Annotated in this window: 12 protein-coding genes; 8 read left to right on the top strand and 4 right to left on the bottom strand. The window is 64.5% G+C overall.

Annotated elements, in window-relative coordinates; genetic code table 11:
• Positions 1 to 4 precede the first annotated feature (4 nt).
• Together AC07PQ_RS27065 and AC07PQ_RS27060 are read left to right on the top strand one after the other, a co-directional pair.
• On the top strand, positions 5 to 763 hold the full coding sequence (locus AC07PQ_RS27065) for a helix-turn-helix transcriptional regulator (RefSeq protein WP_493186509.1): 759 nt from the start codon (positions 5 to 7) through the stop codon (positions 761 to 763).
• A gap of 94 nt (positions 764 to 857) precedes the next feature.
• Complete coding sequence (locus AC07PQ_RS27060) at positions 858 to 1748, top strand: DMT family transporter (RefSeq protein ID WP_007929748.1); 891 nt, start codon at positions 858 to 860, stop codon at positions 1746 to 1748.
• On the opposite strand, the gene AC07PQ_RS27055 is transcribed toward AC07PQ_RS27060, so the two are convergent.
• Positions 1742 to 2029: an Rdx family protein gene (locus AC07PQ_RS27055; RefSeq protein ID WP_007929749.1), complete on the bottom strand. Its 288-nt coding sequence runs from the start codon at positions 2027 to 2029 to the stop codon at positions 1742 to 1744. The genes AC07PQ_RS27060 and AC07PQ_RS27055 overlap by 7 nt on opposite strands.
• Positions 2030 to 2100: 71 nt before the next feature.
• Here AC07PQ_RS27055 and AC07PQ_RS27050 point away from each other — a divergent pair, with 71 nt between their 5' ends.
• Positions 2101 to 4290 carry a patatin-like phospholipase family protein gene (locus AC07PQ_RS27050; protein WP_007929750.1) on the top strand — a complete coding sequence of 730 codons (2190 nt, stop codon included), beginning with the start codon at positions 2101 to 2103 and terminating at the stop codon, positions 4288 to 4290.
• Here AC07PQ_RS27050 and AC07PQ_RS27045 read toward each other — a convergent pair.
• From AC07PQ_RS27045 to recQ, 3 genes are all read right to left on the bottom strand, one after another.
• Positions 4263 to 5498 (bottom strand): type IV pilus assembly protein FimV, encoded by a 1236-nt coding sequence (locus AC07PQ_RS27045; RefSeq protein ID WP_493186510.1) that lies wholly within the window; start codon positions 5496 to 5498, stop codon positions 4263 to 4265. The two genes, AC07PQ_RS27050 and AC07PQ_RS27045, sit on opposite strands and share 28 nt — an antisense overlap.
• Positions 5499 to 5627: 129 nt before the next feature.
• Positions 5628 to 6062: a MarR family transcriptional regulator gene (locus AC07PQ_RS27040; RefSeq protein WP_007929752.1), complete on the bottom strand. Its 435-nt coding sequence runs from the start codon at positions 6060 to 6062 to the stop codon at positions 5628 to 5630.
• Between the two features lie 124 nt (positions 6063 to 6186).
• Complete coding sequence (gene recQ / locus AC07PQ_RS27035) at positions 6187 to 8313, bottom strand: DNA helicase RecQ (RefSeq protein ID WP_007929753.1); 2127 nt, start codon at positions 8311 to 8313, stop codon at positions 6187 to 6189.
• On the opposite strand from recQ, the gene AC07PQ_RS27030 reads away from it, so the two are divergent.
• The 5 genes from AC07PQ_RS27030 to lapD all read left to right on the top strand — a co-directional run bounded on the left by AC07PQ_RS27030 (position 8296) and on the right by lapD (position 12531).
• Complete coding sequence (locus tag AC07PQ_RS27030) at positions 8296 to 8727, top strand: hypothetical protein (RefSeq protein ID WP_157832242.1); 432 nt, start codon at positions 8296 to 8298, stop codon at positions 8725 to 8727. The two genes, recQ and AC07PQ_RS27030, sit on opposite strands and share 18 nt — an antisense overlap.
• Positions 8728 to 8762: 35 nt before the next feature.
• Complete coding sequence (locus AC07PQ_RS27025) at positions 8763 to 9350, top strand: UPF0149 family protein (RefSeq protein ID WP_007929756.1); 588 nt, start codon at positions 8763 to 8765, stop codon at positions 9348 to 9350.
• A gap of 10 nt (positions 9351 to 9360) precedes the next feature.
• Entirely contained in the window at positions 9361 to 9756 is a 396-nt protein-coding gene (locus AC07PQ_RS27020; protein WP_007929758.1) for a YbaN family protein, read from the top strand.
• 108 nt (positions 9757 to 9864) lie between these two features.
• Positions 9865 to 10572: a transglutaminase-like cysteine peptidase gene (locus AC07PQ_RS27015; protein WP_493186511.1), complete on the top strand. Its 708-nt coding sequence runs from the start codon at positions 9865 to 9867 to the stop codon at positions 10570 to 10572.
• Positions 10573 to 10590: 18 nt separating this feature from the next.
• Positions 10591 to 12531 (top strand): cyclic di-GMP receptor LapD, encoded by a 1941-nt coding sequence (gene lapD, locus AC07PQ_RS27010; protein ID WP_284172517.1) that lies wholly within the window; start codon positions 10591 to 10593, stop codon positions 12529 to 12531.
• Positions 12532 to 12572 lie beyond the last annotated feature (41 nt).

Genomic DNA, 12572 nt, shown 5'->3' with positions numbered 1-12572 from the left:
TGCGATGAGACCGATCCTCACGCTACGCCAATACAGCCACGACCTGATCGTCCACAGCCACGAACACGCGCAACTGGTGTTCGGCCTGTCGGGCCAGCTCGACTTCGAGGTCGACGGCCAGGGCAGTCAGGTGGTCCAGCAGAGCTTCGTGGTGGTGCCTTCCGGCGCCCATCATACCTGCGGCAGCCCCAACGGCAGTCGCTGCCTGGTGCTCGACGTGCCCGACGAACATTGGCTGCTGCAGTCGCTGGGCGATCACGCCGATGCCAGTCGCCGCCTGCTCGACAACCCTGGGCGCCTGCCCCTGGATACGGCGCAGAGCCAGCTGGTCAACTGGCTCGCCGGCAGCCCGGTCAACGACCCGCTGATTGCCCAGCAAGGCGCCGTGCTGTTACTGGCCAGCCTCAACCAGGCCAGCCCCGCCAGCGTCGGCGGCCGACGCCTGCCCTATGCCGCCTTGAATGCCCATATCGATAAACACGCCGCCCATCCGCTGCAAGTGGCCGACCTGGCGCAAATCGCCGGACTGTCCAGCGCTCGCCTGCATGCGCGGTTTGTCGCCGAATGCGGGCAGACGCCGATGGACTACATCCGCAGCCGGCGCCTGCACATGGCCGCCGGGCTGTTGCGCGATTCGGCACTGCCCATCGGCGAAATCGCCAGCCGCGTCGGCTACAGCTCCCAGAGCGCCTTCGCCGCCGCGGTGCTGCGCGAGTTCGGCGTCTCCCCCGGCAAGCTGCGGCGCGCGACGGGCCAGCGCTAGACTGTCGACAAAAAACGCGAGGATCGCGACAGACCGGGTCCTGCCCAGGCTTTTAGACTGGCACCGCTCCGCTCAACCGTTTTGAAGGATTGAAATGACTCCGCGTACTGCCCTTGGCGCCCTGCATATCGGCGCATTGATGTTCGGCCTCACCGGTGTATTCGGCAAACTCGCCGCCGCTTCGCCGGCCATCATCGTCTTTGGTCGCGCGGCGTTCGCGGTGCTCGCCCTGGCGTTCTTCGCCCGCTGCGCCAGCAGCATCCGCTGGCAACGGCTGCAGGCCACGGACTGGTGGCGCCTGTTGCTCAGCGGCCTGCTGCTGGCCGGGCACTGGGTGAGTTTCTTCATCGCGGTGAAAGTCGCCGGCGTGGCCATCGCCACTCTGGGCTTCGCCAGCTTCCCGGCCTTCACGGTGATCCTCGAGGGGCTGATCTTTCGTGAGCGGATCCGCCTCAACGAGATCGTCCTGGTGGCCCTGGTCAGCGTCGGCCTGGTGCTGGTCACGCCGGACTTCGACCTCGCCAGCGAAGCCACCAGCGGGCTGCTCTGGGCCGTGGGATCGGGTCTGCTGTTCGCCCTGCTGTCACTGAACAATCGCGCCAGTTCCGCGCGCATCCCGGCGGTGCAGGCGGCACTATGCCAGAACGTGGTGGTTGCCTTGTGCTTGCTGCCGGTGGCGGCCCCAGGACTGAGCGAGGTCCGGGCCCTCGACTGGTTGTGGATCAGCTTGCTCGGCATCTTCTGCACCGGCCTGGCCCACAGCCTGTTCGTCGCCAGCCTCGCGGTGATCAAGGCCCGCACTGCGGCGGTGGTGTTCGCCCTGGAGCCGGTCTACGGGATTACCGTGGCCTGGCTGCTGTTCAACGAGACGCCGACGCTACGGATGCTGATCGGTGGCGTCTTGATCATCCTCGCCATCGTGGTCTCCAGCAGCCTGTCCGGCTCAAGCAAAAAAGCGCCAGTGGCAGAAGTCGCGTCTCACTGAGTGCGGTCGTTGTGGCCGAGGTCGCGCTGCGGATCGATCTGGTCGCGCACCCGCTGCTTGAGTACCTTGGCTTCGGGAAAACCGCCATCGGCCTTGCGTTCCCAGATCTGTACGCCGTCGCAGGTAATGCGGAACGTGCCGCCGGTGGCCGGCTCCAGGGACACCTTGCCCAGGTCGTCGCTGAAGGTGCTCAGCAGTTCCTGGGCCAGCCAGGCGGCGCGCAGCAGCCACTGGCACTGGGTGCAATAGGTGATGACCACTTCGGGTTTACGTTCTGACATGGTGCTGCCGACTCCTGGGCTCAAGGGCGTCGTTATAATAGCCGCCTTTATCGCTCGCCCCGAGATCCATGATGCGTCGTTTGCTGTCCTGCCTGCTCCTGTGTTTGCTCCCCGTGTTCCTGCACGCCGCCGAAGCGCCACGGCCGAAGATCGGCCTGGTGTTGTCCGGCGGCGCCGCCCGTGGCCTGGCGCATATCGGCGTGCTCAAGGCCCTGGAGGAGCAAGGCGTGAAGATCGATGCAATTGCCGGCACCAGCATGGGCGCGGTGATCGGCGGGCTGTACGCCTCGGGCTACAAGATCGACGAGCTGGAAAAACTGGCCCTGAGCATCGACTGGCAACAGGCGCTGTCCGACGCGCCACCCCGGGAAGACATACCGTTTCGTCGCAAGCAGGATGACCGCGACTTCCTGGTAAAACAGAAACTCAGCTTCCGCGACGACGGCAGCCTCGGCCTGCCGCTGGGGGTCATCCAGGGCCAGAACCTGGCGCTGCTGCTGGAAAGCATGCTGGCCCACGCCAGCGATACCCGGGACTTCGACAAGCTGCCGATCCCCTTCCGCGCGGTCGCCACCGACATCGCCAGCGGCGAGAAAGTAGTGTTCCGCAAGGGCCACCTGCCCCGGGTGATCCGCGCCAGCATGTCGATCCCGGCGGTGTTCGCTCCGGTGGAAATGGATGGCCGGCTACTGGTGGACGGTGGCATGACCGACAACATTCCGCTGGATGTGGCCCGCGACATGGGCGTGGACATCGCCATCGTGGTCGACATCGGCACCCCGTTGCGCTCGCGCCAGCAGTTGGCGACCGTGGTCGATGTGCTGAACCAGTCGATCACCCTGATGACCCGGCGCAACTCCGAGGAACAACTGGCGACCCTGCACAAGAATGACGTGCTGATCCAGCCGCCCCTGGCCAGTTTCGGGGTCACCGACTTCGGCCGCGCCCAGGAAATGATCGACGCCGGCTACCGCGCCACCCGCATCCTCGACCCCCGCCTGGCGCCGCTGCGCCGGGCCGAACCGATGGATGCCGAACTCAGCGCCGCGCGCACGCCGAGCCAGCGCACCCCGATCATCACCGCGATCCGGGTGGAAAACGATTCGAAGGTCAGCGACGACGTGATCCGTTACTACATCCGCCAGCACATCGGCGAGCCTCTGGACCTGGGCCGGCTGCAGACCGACATGGGCACGCTGTATGGCCTGGACTACTTCGAGCAGGTGCAATACCGCGTGGTCCACAAGGGCAATGACCACACCCTGGTGATCAACGCCCGGGGCAAACGCAGCGGCACCGACTACCTGCGCCTGGGGCTGAACCTGTCCGACGACATGCGCGGCGACAGCGCCTTCAACCTGGGCGCCAGCTACCGGGTCAACGGCATCAACAGCCTCGGCGCCGAATGGCTGACCCGGGTGCAGATCGGTGATCAGCAGGAGCTCTACAGCGAGTTCTATCAACCATTGGATGTCGGCTCGCGCTACTTCATCGCGCCTTACATCGGCATCGAGTCGCAGAACATCGAAGCCGTGCTGGATAACGACCCGATCGCCGAATACCGCCTGGAGCGCTACGGTTTCGGCCTCAATATCGGGCGCCAGATCGGTAACAGCGGCGAGATTCGCTTCGGTGTCGGCGAGGCCTGGGGCAAGGCCGATGTCCGCGTCGGCGACCAGGACCTGCCCAGCGAAAGCTTCAACGAGGGCTACTACGAACTGCGCTACTCGTTCGACTCCCTGGACAATGTCTACTTCCCCCATGAGGGCGAGGACATCGGCCTGTCGCTGCGCCAGTTCGAACCCAGCCTGGGCTCGGACAAGCGCTACCGGCAGTGGGAGTTCAAGCTGGACAAGGCCCTGAGCAGCGGCCCGAACACCTTTATCCTCGGCGGTCGGTATGGCCGGACCCTGGATGAGGCCGAAGTGGTGACCTCAAGCTTCGTGCTCGGCGGCGCCCGCCAGCTGTCGGGCTTCCGCCAGGATGCGCTCTCGGGCCAGAACATCAGCCTGATGCGGGGCGTCTACTACCGGCGGCTGACACCCCGCTCCTACCTGCCCCTGGACTTCCCGCTGTATATCGGCGGTTCCCTGGAGCGAGGGCGGGCCTGGAACAACGACAACGAGTTCGACAGTGGCTACATCAACGCCGCCAGCATCTTCCTTGGTTTCGACACGCCGCTGGGGCCGCTGAATTTCAGTTACGGCATCAACGACGACAACCAGAAAGCGGTCTACCTCAACTTGGGCCAGACGTTCTGAGGCTTGGTGTCCGACTCGGCTTCGGCCTTGCTGCCGGCGCCCGGTTCGTCTGGCTCCTCCAGGCGCCAGACGATCGAATCGGCATTGAATGGCGCCGGTGCTGCGGTAGGAGACGCCGGAGCGCTGGAGGGCTCGGAAGGTGCGATCAGGTCCCAGTCGACATCGATCGACGGCTCGCGATCAGCCAACCGATCTCCTGCCACGGGCTGTACCGGAGCAACAGGGGGCATTGATCTGAACGACTCCTGGGCTGCCACCGTCGTCACAGCACTGGCCAGCGTTCGTGTGGGCCGACTCTCGGGGGCCGTCTGTGCCTCCGGTACGGCGGCGGACTGACGACGGCGACGCACGACCAACACCACCAGCCAGGCCGTCAACAGCAAAGCAGCAAGCATCAGCCAGGGATTCGAGCCTTCATCAGTCTCCGGGGCCTGTTCGGCTGGCTGGGGTGGGCTGGCGGCGGTGGGTGTCGCGGCCCCGGGCGCCGGGGCAGGATGATCGGCAGGCTTGCTCCGGGCTTCGGCCAACTGACGTTGCAACTCCACCAGCTGTTGCTGCTGGCGCGCCAGTTGTTCGTCCCGCTGCTGCAATATGTTGCGCAACTCTTGGGCCTGGTCCTGCAATTGCTGGTTGGCCTGCAGGGCTTGCGCCAGTTGTCCGGCCGCGGGATCGCTCGCCTTGGCCGCCGCGGGTGGCGCCTGGGTGGCGATCGCCGGTTCGGGTTTTGCTACCCCCCTGACCGGGGCCGGCACTATCTCGGGGCTGCCCGGGGGATCGATCAGCAGCGTGTATTCGCGCAACTGCCGGCCATTGGCCTGGTTCACCTGCAGCAGGAAATCCAGGAACGGTTCGTTCACCGGCTTGCTCGACACCACCCGGATTACCCTGCGCTCGCCCTGCAAAACCTGGGTAAAACGCAAATCTTCGAGAAACGGCAAGCGCTCGATACCGGCCTGTTTGAACTCGCCGGCCGTCGCCAGGCTGACCGACAACTCGCCCTCCTCCAGGCCTTGCGCCTGCACCAGGGCGATCTCCGCCTCCAGCGGCTGGTTCAGCGCCGAATGCACGGTGATTTCACCCAGGCCCACCGCCGAGGCCAGGGACGAATACAAGGCCGCCAGCACCGGCAGAAGGAACAAGGAACGATTCTTCGCCACCCAGGACGACCCGACGAAACCGCGCAGAGCGGCCAGCAGACTCTGGAACATGAGCACCCTTTTTGAGGACCGAAAGCGACCACAGCGGCGATACGCTGGCTGCGCATGCCGCTGTGGACCTGGTATTTCTTATAGTCCGCCGGTGTCGGTAGCTCAAAAATCCGCGACGCTAGTTATGCCTCAAGACTTTTCCAGATTGGCCAGGATATGCGCATGAACCCGCATGCATACCCGCATATCCTCTTCATCGACACCGACGAACAATTCACTGCGCAGGGCTGTGGCGATGGTTTCGATCTGTTCGATCAAGGGCAGCGCCGGGGCGCACAGAACGATCTTCTTCGCCCGGCGATCCTCGACCACCGACTGCCGTTGCACCAAACCCTGGGTTTCCAGGCTGTCAAGCAGCCGCGCCAGGGTCGGTCCTTCGACGCCGACACTCTGGGCAAGTTCACGCTGGGTCGGGGCTTCATCGAAACGGGCGAGGTGCAGCAGCACCAGCCAGCGGGCCTGGGACAGGCCAAGTCCGGCCAGACGGCGATCCAGTTCGGCGCGCCAGCCTCGGGACATCTGCGCCAACTGCATGCCAAAACGGTGTTGATCGGTTAACGGCATAAACAACTCATGAGTTAGTAGACTGAAAATTAAGAAAAACTAATTATTAGTCAGCTAAGCATGACAGTTGCCGAGTGGCAAGGTTTGGCATGAACTGAATCGTTACATCTTGCCGCCGTGGGACTCACATCTCGAATTCCGATTCCAGCGCCGCACGCACGCAATACAGCACACCTTCCGGCACGCGACCGGCAAACAGCTCGGCCACTTCGCTCACCGAGGGCAGCTCGCCTTCGCCGTCGAGAAAGGCGTCCTGGATCTCGCCGAGCAGGTCTTCCGGCAGATCCAGCGCCTGCTCCAGGGACAGCTGCTGCTTGCCCACGGCCTCGGCGAGCATTGTGTAAACGTTCTTTTCCGAGCACTGCAATTGCCCGGCGATCTGCAGTGGCGTCATGCCGGCGCGGGCCAGGGTAATCAGCTCGTGGCGGATGTCGGCCACCACTTTCGGCGCCTCCACCTGGCCGCCCAACACTTCGAGGAATGCCTCGCCATAACGCTCCAGCTTGCGCGCGCCGACACCGCTGACCCGGGCCATTTCCGCCAGGGAGCCGGGCTGGCTGCGGAGCATTTCCAGCAGGGTGGAATCGGGGAAAATGACATAGGGCGGCACGCCATGTTCTTCCGCCAGCTTGCGCCGCAAGGCGCGCAAGGCTTCCCACTGTTCGCGCTCTTCGCCACGTACCAGTTGGCTGGCCTGGCTGGTGCTGCTCTTGGCGGCGGTCTGCGGCTTTATGTCGCGGCGCAGCTCCAGGCTCACCTCGCCCTTGAGCAGCGGCCGGCAGCTGTCGCTCAGACGCAGGCCGCCGTAGCCTTCCAGATCGATGTCGGCCAGGCCGCGGGCCACCAGTTGGCGGAACAGCGAGCGCCATTCGCCTTCGCTGCGCGCCTTGCCCACGCCGAACACGGAAAGATGCTGATGGCCGAAGCTGCGGACCTTTTCCGTGTCCTTGCCCAGCAGCACGTCCACCAGGTGGCCGACCCCATACCGCTGGCCAGTGCGATAGATCGCCGACAGCGCCTGGCGCGCCGGCTCGGTGGCATCCCAGGTCTGCACGCCGTCGACGCAGTTGTCGCAATGGCCGCATGGCTGTGGCATGTCTTCGTCGAAATAGGCCAGCAGGGTCTGGCGCCGGCAGCGGGTTTCCTCGCACAGCGCCAGCATGGCATCGAGCTTGTGCTGCTCCAGGCGTTTGTGGCGTTCGTCGCCCTCGGAATTCTGCAACATCTGCTTGAGCATCAGCACGTCCTGCAGGCCGTAGGCCATCCAGGCATCGGCAGGCAGGCCGTCACGCCCGGCACGCCCGGTTTCCTGGTAATAGGCCTCAAGGGACTTGGGCAGGTCCAGGTGCGCCACGAAGCGCACGTTGGGTTTGTCGATGCCCATGCCGAAAGCGATGGTCGCGACCATGATCAGCCCTTCCTCGTTGAGGAAACGCTTCTGGTGATAGGCCCGCAGCTCGCTGGGCAACCCGGCGTGATACGGCAGCGCCGGAAAGCCCTGCTCGCAGAGGAAGGCAGCAACCTCGTCGACCTTCTTGCGCGACAGGCAATAGACGATGCCGGCGTCGCTGCGTCGTTCGCTGAGGAACGCCAGCAGCTGCTTGCGCGGCTGCTCCTTGGGAACGATGCGATAGAAGATGTTCGGACGGTCGAAACTGGAGAGGAAACGCTCGGCATCCTGCAGGTGCAGGCGATTGACGATTTCCTCGCGGGTGCGCTTGTCGGCGGTGGCGGTCAGGGCGATGCGCGGCACCTGGGGGAACATTTCCGCCAGCTGGCCCAGTTGCAGGTACTCCGGACGGAAATCATGCCCCCATTGGGACACGCAATGCGCCTCGTCGATGGCGAACAGGGCGATGTCGAGGTTCTGCAGGAACGCCAGCATCCGCGGCTGCACCAGGCGCTCCGGCGCCAGGTACAGCATCTTCACCTCGCCCCGCCGGATGCGCGCGGCCAGGTCGCGCTGCTGTTCGGCGCTCAGGGTGGAGTTCAGCGCCGCCGCGGCGACCCCGAGTTCCTCCAGGGTCGCGACCTGATCGTCCATCAGCGCGATCAATGGCGAGACCACCACCGCCAGGCCTTCGCGCAGCAGGGCCGGGACCTGGAAGCACAATGACTTGCCGCCGCCGGTAGGCATCAGTACCAGGGCGTCGCCGCCACTGGCCACACGCTCAATGATCGCACCTTGGCGGCCACGGAAACTGTCGTAGCCGAAGATGTCCTTGAGGACGCGTTGAGCCTGTTCGAGCATGAAAAACTCCAAAAATCGCTGAAATCCCTGTGCGCAGGCTGGCCGAAAAGGCCACGGTTTTCACTGACAAATCCGTTAGCGGACTTTTCCTGGACCGTCACGACGCCTGCCGGGCATCACAAAACGCGCAAGTATACCCGAGCACTTGCCGGCGAAGGGTGCCGACAATGGACCGCCGGTAACCTTCAGGCTCAGCATGAAAAGTGGCTGCGCGCTGGGCGCCTTCGGCGCTACGCAGGCCATGCTGCGTTAAAAACAGGCTCGGAATGCTCATTTAGGAACCTAAAGTCGGATGCGACCCCAGCCGTTCCTCGCCTGTTTGCTCTATCGACCTTCGCTCGCCGACTTTTCCTGCAAACCCTGGAAGCGTGCAAATCTGCGCTGCGGCTGGCCTGGGCGCTCAAGAAGGCCTAGAATTCAGCATCGTTTATTCCCAAGGTAGCCCTTCAATGTCCTTCGCTGAGCAATTAACCCGCCTGCAAGCCTTCCTCGACGCCGATGAGCTGCATGACGAGGCGCTGGACTATGTGGCCGCCCACGGCTACCTGACTGCGCTGTCCATCTGTTCCGAAAGCGTGCCCGATCGTGAGTGGATCGACGCCCTGTTCGCCGAGGAGCCGCACTACAGCGACGCCGCCCAGCGCGAAGAGATCGAATCCACCCTGATTGCCCTCAAGGCCCACATCGCCCGCCAACTGGCTTCCGACGAAGAGTTCGAGCTGCCGTGCGACCTCGACCTCGGCGACGAGCCGGACGACTCCGACCTGCGCGGCTGGTGCATCGGTTTCATGGAAGGTGTGTTCCTGCGCGAAGCAGCCTGGTTCGAAACCGCCGAGGAAGAAGTCAGCGAGATGCTCCTGCCGATCATGGTCGGCTCCGGTCTGTTCGACGAACAACCCGAGTTCTCCGACATCGCCAGCGATGCCAACCTGATGGACGACATGATCGTGCAGATCCCGGAAGCCCTGACCGCGCTGTACTTGCTGTGCAACGCGCCGGACGAAAAACCGGCCATTCTCAAGCCCCGTCACCACTGAGTCACCGCCTATGGCCAAGCCCATAGGCAACCGCCCCCTGATCCTGCGTTACGTTCTGCTGGCCATCGGCTGGCTGAGCGTAGTGCTGGGGGTGACCGGCATTTTCCTCCCGGTATTGCCCACTACGCCCTTCCTGCTGCTGGCCGCCGCCTGCTTTGCCCGCAGTTCGCCGCGCTTCTATCGGTGGCTGGTGGAACATCCGCGGCTCGGCCCGTGGATCCGCGATTACCTGGACGGCCACGGCATTCCGCTCAAGGGCAAGGTCTACGCCATCGGCCTGATGTGGCTGAGCATCGGCCTGTCCTGCTACCTGGTGCCCCTGCCCTGGGCCCGCGGCTTCATGCTGACCAGCGCGGTGCTGGTGACGATCTACATCCTGCGCCAGAAGACCCTGCACAAGCCTTGAACCCGGCCCTGCGCATCGCCTTCCTCCGTTCGTGGCAACCCGACCAGTTGCCCATGCTCGCAAAAAATACCGCCTAGACTTCAGAAACCTGCATTCGAGCAGCCCGCCATGCCCGCACGTTCGCGTCGCCCCGAGTGGACACTGCTCCGGTTTCGGCTGGCCGGCTGGTCGCTGTTGCTGGTCTGTTTGTGGACCGACCCGGGCAATGTGCGGGCGAACTGGGAATTCGTTTCTGCCCTGAGCACCTTCGAGTACCGTCATCAGGTCCTGGGCCCGGCCCGGGAACGTCTCGAGGCCTGGAACCAGTTATTGCGGGACCTGACCGAGCGACCGGAATACGAACAACTGAATGCCATCAACCGCTTCTTCAACCAGCAATTGAGCTTCAAGGAGGACCAGCGCACCTGGCAGCAGAGCGACTATTGGGCCACGCCGATCGAGGCCCTGCTCAAGGGCGCCGGGGATTGCGAGGACTATGCACTGGCCAAGTATTTCAGCCTGCGCAGCCTGGGGGTCTCCAGCGACAAACTGCGCCTCACTTACGTCAAGGCCAGGCGCGGCAACCGACCGCACATGGTCCTGGCCTATTACCCCAGCCCCGGCGCCGGACCGCTGATACTGGACAACCTCAGCAGCGACATTCGTTCCGCCGCCCAACGCCAGGATCCGAACCCGGTATACGCCTTCAATGCCGAGGGGCTGTACCTGCCCGGAGTGGCTGGCGACACGCGCAGCATCGACCCGAAAAAACTCTCGCGCTGGCAGGACGTACTGAAAAAGATGCGGGACGAGGGCTTCACGGTGGGTAATGGCTGATCCGACAAGGAGTGCCGAATGTCGCTACTCAAGCAACTGTTCATCGCCATCTGCCTGTTCCTGCTGGTGGCCTTCAGCGGCAGTTTTTTTGTCAGCCTGGAAAGCTCCCGCGAGCAGATGCTCAACCAGCTGCGCTCCCACGCCCAGGATGCGGCCACCGCCTTGGGCCTGTCCCTGACCAGCCAGGTCGACGACCCGGCGATGATGGAACTGATGGTCAGTTCGATCTTCGACAGCGGCTACTACAACAGCATCCGGGTGGTGAACATCGAAGACGAAAGCATTCTGGTGGAGCGTTCGGTGCCTGCCAGGATCGAGGGCGTACCCCAGTGGTTCGTCAGGCTGGTGAGCCTGCGCCCGCAGGGTGGCGACGCCCTGGTCATGCGTGGCTGGGAACAGGTGGCGCGGGTGGAAGTGCTGAGCAACCCGCAGTTCGCCCTGGCCAGGCTCTGGGACAGCAGCGTCGGCAGCCTGCTCTGGCTGCTGGTGTGCGGCTTGCTCAGCGCGGTATTCGGCGGCTGGCTGCTGCGGCGCCAGTTGCGGCCGCTGGACGCCATGGTCAAGCAGGCCGAAGCCATCAGTCATCGCGAGTTCCTCAGCCTGCCGACGGTGCCGCGCACGCCCGAGCTCAAGCGGGTGGTCCTGGCCATGAACCAGATGGTGGAAAAACTCAAAGCCCTGTTCGCCGAAGAGGCCGCGCGCAGCGAGAAACTGCGGGCCGAGTCCTATCAGGACAGCCTGACCGGCCTGGCCAACCGGCGCCTGCTGGACGAACAGCTCGGCGATCAGTTGCTGCTCAACGAGCAGAGTGGCGATGGTTATCTGCTGATGCTGCGGGTCAATGACCTCAGTGGCCTGAACCAGCGCCTGGGTGGCCAGCGCACCGACGCCCTGATCAAGAGCATCGGCGACCTGCTCAAGCGCATCAGCGCCCAGGCCGACCGCCGCCACTGGCTGGCGGCGCGCAATCGCGGCGGCGAATTCAGCCTGCTGACACCGGGCCTGGACAGCCGCGGCGCCGAGCGCCTGGCCATGGAAATCAGCGCCACCCTGGAGAACCTGCGCCTGACCGGGGCCAGCGACTGCACACCGGTGGCGCACCTGGGCATAGTCGCCTACCGGCCCGGCGACCCGCTGAGCGGCGTATGGTTGCGCCTGGACCAGGCGCTGGCGCACGCCCAGCAGCACCCCGAGCGTCCCTGGGCATTGCTGCAGGCGTTCGCCGCCGGCCCCAGCCAGCCGCAGCATGACTGGCGCGCCTGGATCGACGATGCCCTGAGCAACGGCAAGTTGAAGTTGTATTTCCAGCCGGTGGTGCAGTGCGCCGACACCAGCGAGGTGCTGCATCACAAAGTGCTGGCGCGCTTGCTCGACCCGCAGGGCGAAGCCATTGCCGCCGGGCATTTCCTGCCGTGGATCGAGCGCCTGGGCTGGTCGGCACGCTTCGACCTGGCCATGCTCGAACACACCCTGGATTATCTGCTCGAGCATGCCTGGCCACTGGCCCTGAGCCTGTCTGGCAGCACCCTGCGCGACCCCGACGCGCTGCGGCGGATCCTCGACCAGCTCAAGGCCCTGCCCGACCTGGCCAAGTTACTGACCCTGGAAATCGACGAACGCCAACTGCCCTCGGCCAGCGAGCTGCAGCAATTGAGCCAGCACCTGCGGGACAGCGGCTACCGGATCGGCTTGCAGCATTTCGGCGGCAACTTCAGCCAGATCGGCAACCTCGCCCACCTCGGCCTGGCCTACCTGAAAGTCGATGGCAGCTACATCCGCGACATCGACCGGCAAAGCGACAAACAGCTGTTCATCGAGGCGATATTTCGCGCCACCCACAGCATCGACCTGCCGCTGATCGCCGAACGGGTCGAAACCCAGGGCGAACTGGACACCCTCAAGGCCCTGGGCCTGTTCGGGGTCATGGGGCGGCTGATCGGCCCACCGGAACCGATGTAGCCCCTTCCCCCGCACAGCCCCGGCGCCGACCTCGGTCGAGG

The sequence above is a fragment of the Pseudomonas sp. GW821-FHT09E12 genome (assembly GCF_059416085.1).
Note: the sequence above shows the minus strand (reverse complement) of the source record. Positions and strands in the feature narration are given on the sequence as shown.

Excerpts from the sequence above, each read along its gene's own strand:
- AC07PQ_RS27065 (WP_493186509.1), top strand. The coding sequence starts at position 5 with ATGAGACCGATCCTCACGCTACGCCAATACAGCCACGACCTGATCGTC.
- AC07PQ_RS27060 (WP_007929748.1), top strand. The coding sequence starts at position 858 with ATGACTCCGCGTACTGCCCTTGGCGCCCTGCATATCGGCGCATTGATG.
- AC07PQ_RS27055 (WP_007929749.1), bottom strand. The coding sequence starts at position 2,029 with ATGTCAGAACGTAAACCCGAAGTGGTCATCACCTATTGCACCCAGTGC.
- AC07PQ_RS27050 (WP_007929750.1), top strand. The coding sequence starts at position 2,101 with ATGCGTCGTTTGCTGTCCTGCCTGCTCCTGTGTTTGCTCCCCGTGTTC.
- AC07PQ_RS27045 (WP_493186510.1), bottom strand. The coding sequence starts at position 5,498 with ATGTTCCAGAGTCTGCTGGCCGCTCTGCGCGGTTTCGTCGGGTCGTCC.
- AC07PQ_RS27040 (WP_007929752.1), bottom strand. The coding sequence starts at position 6,062 with ATGCCGTTAACCGATCAACACCGTTTTGGCATGCAGTTGGCGCAGATG.
- recQ (WP_007929753.1), bottom strand. The coding sequence starts at position 8,313 with ATGCTCGAACAGGCTCAACGCGTCCTCAAGGACATCTTCGGCTACGAC.
- AC07PQ_RS27025 (WP_007929756.1), top strand. The coding sequence starts at position 8,763 with ATGTCCTTCGCTGAGCAATTAACCCGCCTGCAAGCCTTCCTCGACGCC.
- AC07PQ_RS27020 (WP_007929758.1), top strand. The coding sequence starts at position 9,361 with ATGGCCAAGCCCATAGGCAACCGCCCCCTGATCCTGCGTTACGTTCTG.
- AC07PQ_RS27015 (WP_493186511.1), top strand. The coding sequence starts at position 9,865 with ATGCCCGCACGTTCGCGTCGCCCCGAGTGGACACTGCTCCGGTTTCGG.
- lapD (WP_284172517.1), top strand. The coding sequence starts at position 10,591 with ATGTCGCTACTCAAGCAACTGTTCATCGCCATCTGCCTGTTCCTGCTG.